Raw genomic sequence first — 8095 nt, 5'->3', positions numbered from 1 at the left:
GGCACCCACCCCCGACAGCCGCCTCTGAGGGTCGTCCCGCCATCAGATCTTGGTAGGAACCGGCCCCTGGGAGGGCCACTTCCTACCAAGATCTCGGACGGATCAGGTCAGGCGGGGACCGAGGGGCGCGTCGTCGGCGTGGTGACCGCTGCGCGGCGGCGCGAGAGTAGGGCGTCCAGGGCCCAGGTGCCCGGGCCGAGCACCGCCACGAGCAGGAACGACCAGCAGAAGAGCGCCGCCAGCTCGCCGCCGTTGTGCAGCGGCAGCGGGTGGTCGGGCTGGTGCACCACGAAGTACGCGTACGCCATCGAGCCGGAGGCGAGCAGGGCGGCGGGCCGGGTGAGCAGGCCGACGAGCACCAGCGCGCCGCAGACGAGCTGGATCAGCGCCGCCCACCAGCCTGGCCACTCGGCGAAGGGGACCGCCTGTCGGGTCATCGGGTTGCCGCCGAGGATGCCGAAGAGCGAGGCCGCGCCGTGGCAGAGGAAGAGCACGCCGGTGACCATGCGGAAGAGGGACAGGACGGGGCCGTTCAGCCGTGCAGGAACCATCGTGACCTCCTGAAACGTGACGCACGTAGTCCCAGGATGGCCGACGACTTTATCGAACTTAATAAATTCCTTGTTAACGGGACGGCCGTGTGGGAACGCTCCCAAGATGTGAGCCGCTCAGCTTGTTACGTCCTTCCGGGTGAACCGCCAGAAGGCCAGACCCCAGAACAGGGTGGCGTAGGCGATCGCCGAGATGGCGCCGCGCACCACGTCGTCGGTCTGCACGGGAGTGGACAGCAGCCCGAGCCAGGCGCTGCTGTAGTGGGTGGGCAGGAACGCGCGCAGCCCACCCAGCGCGGTGATCTGGTCCAGGATGCTGGACAGGATCCAGAGCAGCACCGCACCGCCGACCGCCCCGAGCGCGGCGTCCGTGGTCACCGAGAGCAGGAACGCCAGGCCGGCCACCACCAGCAGGATCACGGCCAGGTAGCCGAGCACGGCGAGCAGGCGGACCAGGCCCTCGCCCGGGGCCAGCTCGGCGGCGACCTGGCTGCGCAGCGGGGACCAGCCGTACCGGAGGGTGCCGGCCAGCAGGGCGGTGCCGGCGAGCAGCACCAGCGCCAGCGCCGAGTACACGAGCGCGACCACCAGCTTCACGGTGAGCAGCCGGGCCCGGGGCACCGGGACGGCCAGCAGGTAACGCAGGCTGCCCCAGCTCGCCTCGCTGGCCACCGTGTCACCGCAGAACAGCGCCACCACCACGACCAGCAGGAAGGACGACGACACGAAGATCGAGAAGAGGGTGAAGTTCAACCCGCCGGACGTGGCCAGGTCGACCAGGCTGGCGAACTCGCCCCGCCCGTTGTCGTCGTCACCGCCCGAGTCGAACTGGAACGCGATCAGGATGATCAGCGGCAGCAGCACCATGAACCCCAGCGCCAGCTGGGTACGCCGCCGCGACGCCTGCCGGCGGAACTCCGCCCGGAAAGGCAGGGTGGCCGACGGCCGGTAACCGACGGCCGCCCCCACCGGCCCCACAGAAGACGACTGCGCCATCACCGGTCCCCGCTTCCCCGAGAGTTCTCGCCGACCAGGGCGAGGAACGCGTCCTCCAGGCGCCGCCGGGGCACTACCCGGTCCACCCCGATGCCGGCCCGCACCAGCTCGGCCACCACCTCGCTGCGGGCGGTGCCGTTGGTGTCCACCACCAGCCCGCCGTCGCCGTCGGGCAGCACCCGTACGCCGGCCAGCCGGTCGAGCACACCACGCGCCGCGTCCGGGTCGCTCACGTCGAACAGCACGCTGGGCGACTCGCCGACGATCTCCTCGACCGGGCCGGACGCCACGATCCGTCCCTTGTTCACCACCACCGCGTGGGTGCAGGTCTGCTCCACCTCGGCGAGCAGGTGGCTGGAGACCAGCACCGCCCGGCCGTCGGTGGCGTAGCGCTGGAGCACCCGGCGCATCTCGGCGATCTGCGGCGGGTCGAGCCCGTCCGTCGGCTCGTCGAGCACCAGCAGTTCGGGCAGGCCGAGCATGGCCTGCGCGATGGCCAGCCGCTGGCGCATGCCGTGGCTGTAGTTCTTCGTCCGCCGGTGCACCGAGTCGCCCAGCCCGGCGATCTCCAGTGCCTCGTCGAAGTGCGCGTCCGCCCACGGCCGGCCGGTCGCCCGCCAGTACGCCCGCAGGTTCTCCAGCCCGGACAGGTGCGGCAGGAAGCCGGGCCCCTCGACCAGCGCGCCGATCCGGGAGAGCACCGGCGAGCCGGGCACCAGCCGGTGCCCGAAGACGTAGATCTCGCCGGCGGTGGGCTGGGTCAGCCCCATGAGCACCCGCAGCGTGGTGGTCTTGCCGGCGCCGTTCGGCCCGAGCAGGCCGACCACCTGGCCTGGGCGCACCTCGAAGTCCACGTCGGAGACCGCGACGAAGCCGTCCGCGTACTCCTTGCGCAGGTTGCGGACGGCGAGCGGGACGCCCGCGTACGCCGGGTGGATCGAGCTGTCCTGCCGGCGGTGCCGGCGGCGGGCGACCAGGACGACCACGACGAGCCCCACCGCGATGGCGGCGAGCAGGCCGGCCAGCACCCAGCGCCAGACCGTGGCGGTGGTGGGGATGGGCGTGGCGTCGACAGTGGGCAGCACCAGCGGGCCGTCACCGAGCGCCACGGTGTGCACGGCCGGCTCGGCCGGGGTGGCGTACGCCTGGTCGGAGGTGGCCACCACGACCCGCAGCCGGTGGCCGGCCTCGACCCGGCGGACGATCGCCGGCAGGGTGACCGGGACCGGCCGGGCCTCCTCGACGGTTCGGGGCAGGCCGGTCAGCCGGACCGGCGCGACCAGGCCGTCCGGCAGGGTGGCGCCGCCCTGCGGGTCGACGTCGTAGAGCTTGACGAAGAGCACCGCCTCGCCGGTCGCGGAGGCGGCCCGGATCCGCACGGTGGGCGCGCCGACCACGTCGACCGGGTCGGCCAGCGGCTCCGACTCGAACCGGGCGTGCTGGCCGGGGATGTCGCCGGCCACCCCGTCGAGCAGCGAGCCGAGCGCCCCGGCGAACGGCACCGACGAGATCGCCGCCGGGTTGCCGTTGGGCGGGTTGGCGACGGCCTGGGCCGGCCCGGCCAGCGTCACCTCGCGGCGGACCTGCCCGGTCACGCCCGGATAGTCGGCGGTGCGGAAGCCGGTGGCCACCAGGCCCCGGTCGAGCGCGTCGAACCCCGCGATCCGGGAGAAGGTGAAGCTGTCGCCGGGCGCCGCACCGTCGCCCTTGACGTAGTGGTCGAGCCACTGCGCGGTCAGGAACTTCACCCGGTCCGAGTCGGACGTGGGGCCGGCGCCGCCGTCGTGGCCGCCGGTGAACCAGGCGACCCGCACCGGGGTGCCGGCGGCGGCGATGCCCCGGGCGTTGGCGTCGGCCTCGGTGAGCGGGAAGAGGGTGTCGGCCTCGCCCTGCACCAGCAGGGTGGGCGCCGTGATCCGGTCGAGCACCCCGGCCGGGGAGGAGCGGCGCAGCAGGTCGACCGCCGGCCCGTCGGCCCGCCCCGTGGTGGCGATCCGCAGGTACGCGGCGCAGACGTCGGCGGCGAACCGGCCGCAGGACGGGTCGGCGGCGCCGGCCGGGGCGCGACCGGGGCCGGTGCCCGGACCGGCGCCGGGCTGCGGGCTGGGCGCGCCGGCCGATGCCGGGGCGCCCTCCGGCTGGGCCGCCGCGGTGCCCGAGAGCCCGGCCGGGCCGGAGCCGGCGTTGCCGCCGCCGCCGAAGAAGATGCCGGCCCAGCCCTTCTTGAACACGCCCTCGGTGGGCCCCTTGCCGGTGCTCTCCGGCAGGAAGGCGCGGGACAGGTCGTTCCAGGTGATCATCGGGACGATCGCGTCGACCCGGCGGTCCTGCGCGGCCAGCAGCAGGGCCAGGCCGCCGCCGTACGAGCCGCCGACCACGCCGACCCGGGGATCGCCGGCCGCGTCGAGGCGGATGTCCGGGCGGGCGGCGAGCCGGTCCAGCAGGCGCTCGGCGTCCCGCACCTCGTAGTCGGGGCTGTCCAGGTGGATCTCGCCGCCGCTGCGGCCGAAGCCGCGGGCGGTCCAGGTGAGCACCGCGTACCCCCGGGCGGCCAGATCCTCCGCGTCGGAGCGGACCGACTCCTTGGTGCCGCCGAAGCCGTGCGCCAGCAGCACGGCCGGGACGCGGTGCCGGGCCGAGGCGTCGTCGGGCAGGTAGAGCGTGGTGTCGAGGTCGACCGGCTGGTCACCGGCCGGTCCGGAACGGACGGTCACCAGGGCCGACTCGGTGCGGAAGCCGGTGCGGTCCGGGCGGGCCGCCCAGACCAGGGCGGCGGCGACCAGGACGACCACCACCACCGCGGCGACGAGCCGGCGGGGGCGGCCGGCCAGGGCGCGCCGGATCCGCGCGACGGGCAGCGGTGATCTCATGCGGCACACGGTACGGGCCGCCGGCTGAGCATTCCCTGAGATCCGCCGTACGTCCGTCCGGTTGCACCGTTCGTTGTCCGGGTTCCGTCGACCGCGGAAGGTCCAGAGCGTCCCAGCGGGATGAATTCTGATTCCGTGAATTCACATCTACGCTCGCAAATGCCGCCGATGCCGCCTTCCTCCCGCCCATATCGGACGCTCCGTAGGTGCAAGGTCAACCGGACGTGACGCGACCCGAAGTGACGTGAAGCCGACTCGCGGACTCCGCTGCCACCTGCGCCCGGTTCGATTACTTTTCCGGTCCGGTGCATGGGACTGCGTATGGCGACCTCCCGGCTCCGGACCGTCCCCCGCCGTCGCCGGAGGAGACAGACCATGACCGTCCCCGCGCCGCGGGTCCGCCGGCGGCCCTCCGTACCGGGCCGCACCCTGCCCCTGCTCCTCGTGCTGGCGCTGCTCGCCCCGCTGGGGCTGCTCTTCGCCCAGACCGACGGGCACACCGGCGACGACCACGACCTGGCCGCCCGGGAGCGGCTCGGCGTGCGCTACCTGCGCGCGCTCGGGCCGGTCACCGACGCGCTGACCGACGCGCAGACCAACGCGGTCGCCGGGCGACCGGTCTCCCGGGCGGCGCTCACCGCCGCCATCGAGCGGGCCGCGCAGGTGGACGGCGCGATCGGCGACCAGCTCCGCACCCGGGAACGCTGGGCCGGGGTACGGGCCAAGCTGGAGGCGCTGCCGGAGCGCGGGCTCGCCGACCCGGAGGCGGCCTTCCAGGCGTACGGCGAGGTCGCCGACCTGCTGCTGGCCCTGCACCGGAAGGTCCGCGAGGCCTCCGGCCTGGTCCGCGACCCGCGCTCCGACTCGTTCTTCGTGCAGGACGCCATCGGCGCGGACCTGCCCGCCGCCATGGTGGCCGCCGGCCGCCTCGCCGACGTGGCCACCCTCGCCCCGAACCGGCCCGCGGCGCAACGCCCGAGGACCGTCGCCGAGCTGGCCGAACTGCGGGTCGCCGCGCTCGGGCCCGCCACCGACCTGGTCGACGACCTGCGGGCGGCCGTGGACAGCTCGGAGAGCACCGACCTCGGCCCGACCGTGCTCACCCCGCTGGACACCTACCAGCGTTCGGTGGAGGCGCTGGCCGCGTTCTCGGCGCCGGCCGGCGCGGCCGGGCCCGACCCGGTCCAGCTCGGCGCCGCGCGGCGCGGCGCGCAGTCGGCCGCCGCCCAGCTCCGGCAGGTCATCCTCGACCAGCTCGACGCGCTGCTGGCGGATCGGCTCGACCGGCTCGACCGGGACCGCTGGCTGGCCCGGGGCGCCGTCGCGGTGGCCGGGGTGCTGCTCGCCGTGCTGGCCGGGGTGCTGCTCTCCGCGCTGCGACGCGCCCGCCGCCGGGCGGCTCAGGCGGACCGCGAGCCCGCCGAGGCCGGCCCCCCGCCGGCCACGCTCCGCCCGGACCAGCCGGCGTACGCCGGGGACGGCGAACTCCTGCCGGTCGGCGCGGGGCGCGGCGAGTCCGAGCGATGGAGGCCGTTCGATGCTGCTCGGTAGGCTCCGGATCCGGGGCAGGCTCGCCCTGCTGGTGATCATCCCGCTGCTCAGCATGGTCGGGTTGGCCGTGCCGGTGGTCCTCGACCGGGTCGCCGCCGCCCAGCGGGCCGCCGACACCGCCGACACCGTCCGGGTGGCCAGCCGCATCGGCAGTCTCGTGCAGGACCTCCAGCAGGAACGGCTGCTCTCGGTGGGGTCGCTGCTCGGCCGGGTGACCCGCACCGAGCTGATCCAGAAGTCCGCCACGGTGGACGACCGGGTCGCCGACCTGCGGGCCGAGCCGCTGCCGGCGCCCGTCCGGACGGCCCTCGACGGGGTACGCACGCTGGACGACCTGCGCACCGCGGTGCTCGCCGGCAGGGCCACGCCGGACGAGATCATGAACGCGTTCCGCACGGTCGACATGGCGCTGATCGAGGCGCTGCGGCTGCCGTTCCAGGTGGACACCGGCACCTCGGCCGGGCGGCAGGTGCTGGCGCTGGACGCGCTGCTCCGCGCCGACGAGGGGCTGGGCGCCTGCGCCACGCTGATCGTGCTGGTCAAGACGACGGGCGACCCGAAGGTGGCCGGCTCGTACATCGCCTGCATGTCCGCGCTCCTGGTCGACAACCGGCGGTTCCGCAGCCTGATCACGCCGGAGCAGTACCGGCTGGCCATGCTGGACGACGCGGCCGTCGCCGCGCGGACCAGCCCGACCTTCCTGGTCGACAGCGTCAAGGACCCGGTGACGGCCATCGCGGCGGTGCCGATCGACGCGCTGTTCCCCTCGGTCCGCTCGATGATCACCCTCGGCCAGTTCGTGGAGAAGAAGATCGTCGCGGACGTCATCGCCGAGACCCGGAACGAGCAGCGGGACGCGCTCGCCGCCGCCTGGCTGGTCAGCGCGGCCGCCGTCCTGATCCTGCTGAGCGTCGTCCTGCTCGGCATGGCGGTGGCCCGGACGGTGGCCCGGCCGCTGACCCGGCTCACCCGGTCCGCGGACCGGGTCGCCCGGGTCGCCGAGGCAGAGCTGACCCGGGTGGTCGACGACGAGTCCGAGACCGTGGCACCGGTCCGCCTCGACCCCATCGACGTCGGAGGCCGGGACGAGATCGGCGACCTGGCCCGCGCCTTCGAGCGGGTGCAGCGCACCGCCGCGCGGCTGGTCGAGCGGCAGGTGGCCGGCCGGCGCAACGTGGCGCAGATGTTCGGCCACGTCGGCCGGCGTACCCAGAACCTGGTGGGCCGGCAGATCGCCCTGATCGACCGGCTGGAGCGGCAGGAGACCGACCCCGGGCGGCTGGAGCACCTGTACCGCCTCGACCACATCTCCAGCCGGCTGCGCCGCAACGCCGGCAGCCTCGTGGTGCTCTCCGGCGCGACCGGGACGGACGGGCACGTCGCACCGGTCCCGCTGGCCGACCTGGTCCGGCTCGCGCTCGGTGAGATCGAGGACTACACCCGGGTGGACGTGCAGGTCCCGTCCGGGGTGTCGGCGGGGCCCGCGACCGCCGGCGACCTGGTGCTCGCGCTGGCCGAGCTCATGGAGAACGCCACCGCCTTCTCCCCGCCGCACACCCGGGTGCTGGTGGCCGGCGAGCAGACCGACGGCGGCGCCCGGCTCACCGTGGTGGACCGGGGCATCGGCATGACCGAGGAGCGCCTCGCCGCGGAGAACGCGCGGCTCACCCGCCGGGAGCGGCTCGACCTGGCGCCCACCGAGGTGCTCGGGCTCTTCGTGGTGGGCCGGCTGGCCCGCCGGCACGGCTGGAACGTCCGGCTCGCCGCGACCGCCGGCGGCGGGGTGACCGCCCACCTGGACATCCCGGCCGCCCTGCTGGTGGTCCGCCGTCCCGAGCGGGCCGGCGTGGCCGTGGCGCGGGCCGCCGTGCCGTCCCGGGAGCGGCGGGCGCTGCCCGAGCCGGCCCGCACCCCGATCGCCGACGAGCCGGCCGGCTTCGACGCGGCGCTGCTGAGCCGGGCCACCCGCAGCCTCGAGGCTGGGCAGTCCTGGAACGCCTTCGGCAACCCGGCCTTCGTCCCGGGCCCCGCCGCCGATCCGGGCACCGCCGCCGACCCCGGCCCGTTCGCCGACCCCGGCCCGTTCGCCGGCGGGCCGCCGACCGCCTGGCCGCCCCTCGTGGCGCC

5 protein-coding genes are annotated in these 8095 nt (G+C 75.1%); 2 read left to right on the top strand and 3 right to left on the bottom strand.

Annotated features, from left to right (window positions below; genetic code table 11):
- Positions 1–107 precede the first annotated feature (107 nt).
- From F8274_RS28850 to F8274_RS28840, 3 genes are all read right to left on the bottom strand, one after another.
- A complete protein-coding gene (locus F8274_RS28850) occupies positions 108–551 on the bottom strand; it encodes a DoxX family protein (RefSeq protein WP_151465512.1) in 444 nt (147 codons plus the stop codon).
- A gap of 117 nt (positions 552–668) precedes the next feature.
- A complete protein-coding gene (locus tag F8274_RS28845) occupies positions 669–1547 on the bottom strand; it encodes an ABC transporter permease (RefSeq protein ID WP_151465511.1) in 879 nt (292 codons plus the stop codon).
- Positions 1547–4417: an alpha/beta fold hydrolase gene (locus F8274_RS28840; protein WP_151465510.1), complete on the bottom strand. Its 2871-nt coding sequence runs from the start codon at positions 4415–4417 to the stop codon at positions 1547–1549. The genes F8274_RS28845 and F8274_RS28840 overlap by 1 nt, the downstream gene beginning before the upstream one ends.
- 375 nt (positions 4418–4792) lie before the next feature.
- Between F8274_RS28840 and F8274_RS28835 the strand changes: the two genes are divergently transcribed.
- Both F8274_RS28835 and F8274_RS28830 read left to right on the top strand, forming a co-directional pair.
- Positions 4793–5968 (top strand): hypothetical protein, encoded by a 1176-nt coding sequence (locus F8274_RS28835; RefSeq protein ID WP_151465509.1) that lies wholly within the window; start codon positions 4793–4795, stop codon positions 5966–5968.
- A partial coding sequence (locus tag F8274_RS28830; RefSeq protein ID WP_151465508.1) for a nitrate- and nitrite sensing domain-containing protein occupies positions 5955–8095 on the top strand: 2141 nt, incomplete at its 3' end. The genes F8274_RS28835 and F8274_RS28830, both read left to right, overlap by 14 nt.

It is taken from the genome of Micromonospora sp. AMSO31t, from assembly GCF_008868175.1.
GTDB lineage: Bacteria > Actinomycetota > Actinomycetes > Mycobacteriales > Micromonosporaceae > Micromonospora.
Note: the sequence above shows the minus strand (reverse complement) of the source record. Positions and strands in the feature narration are given on the sequence as shown.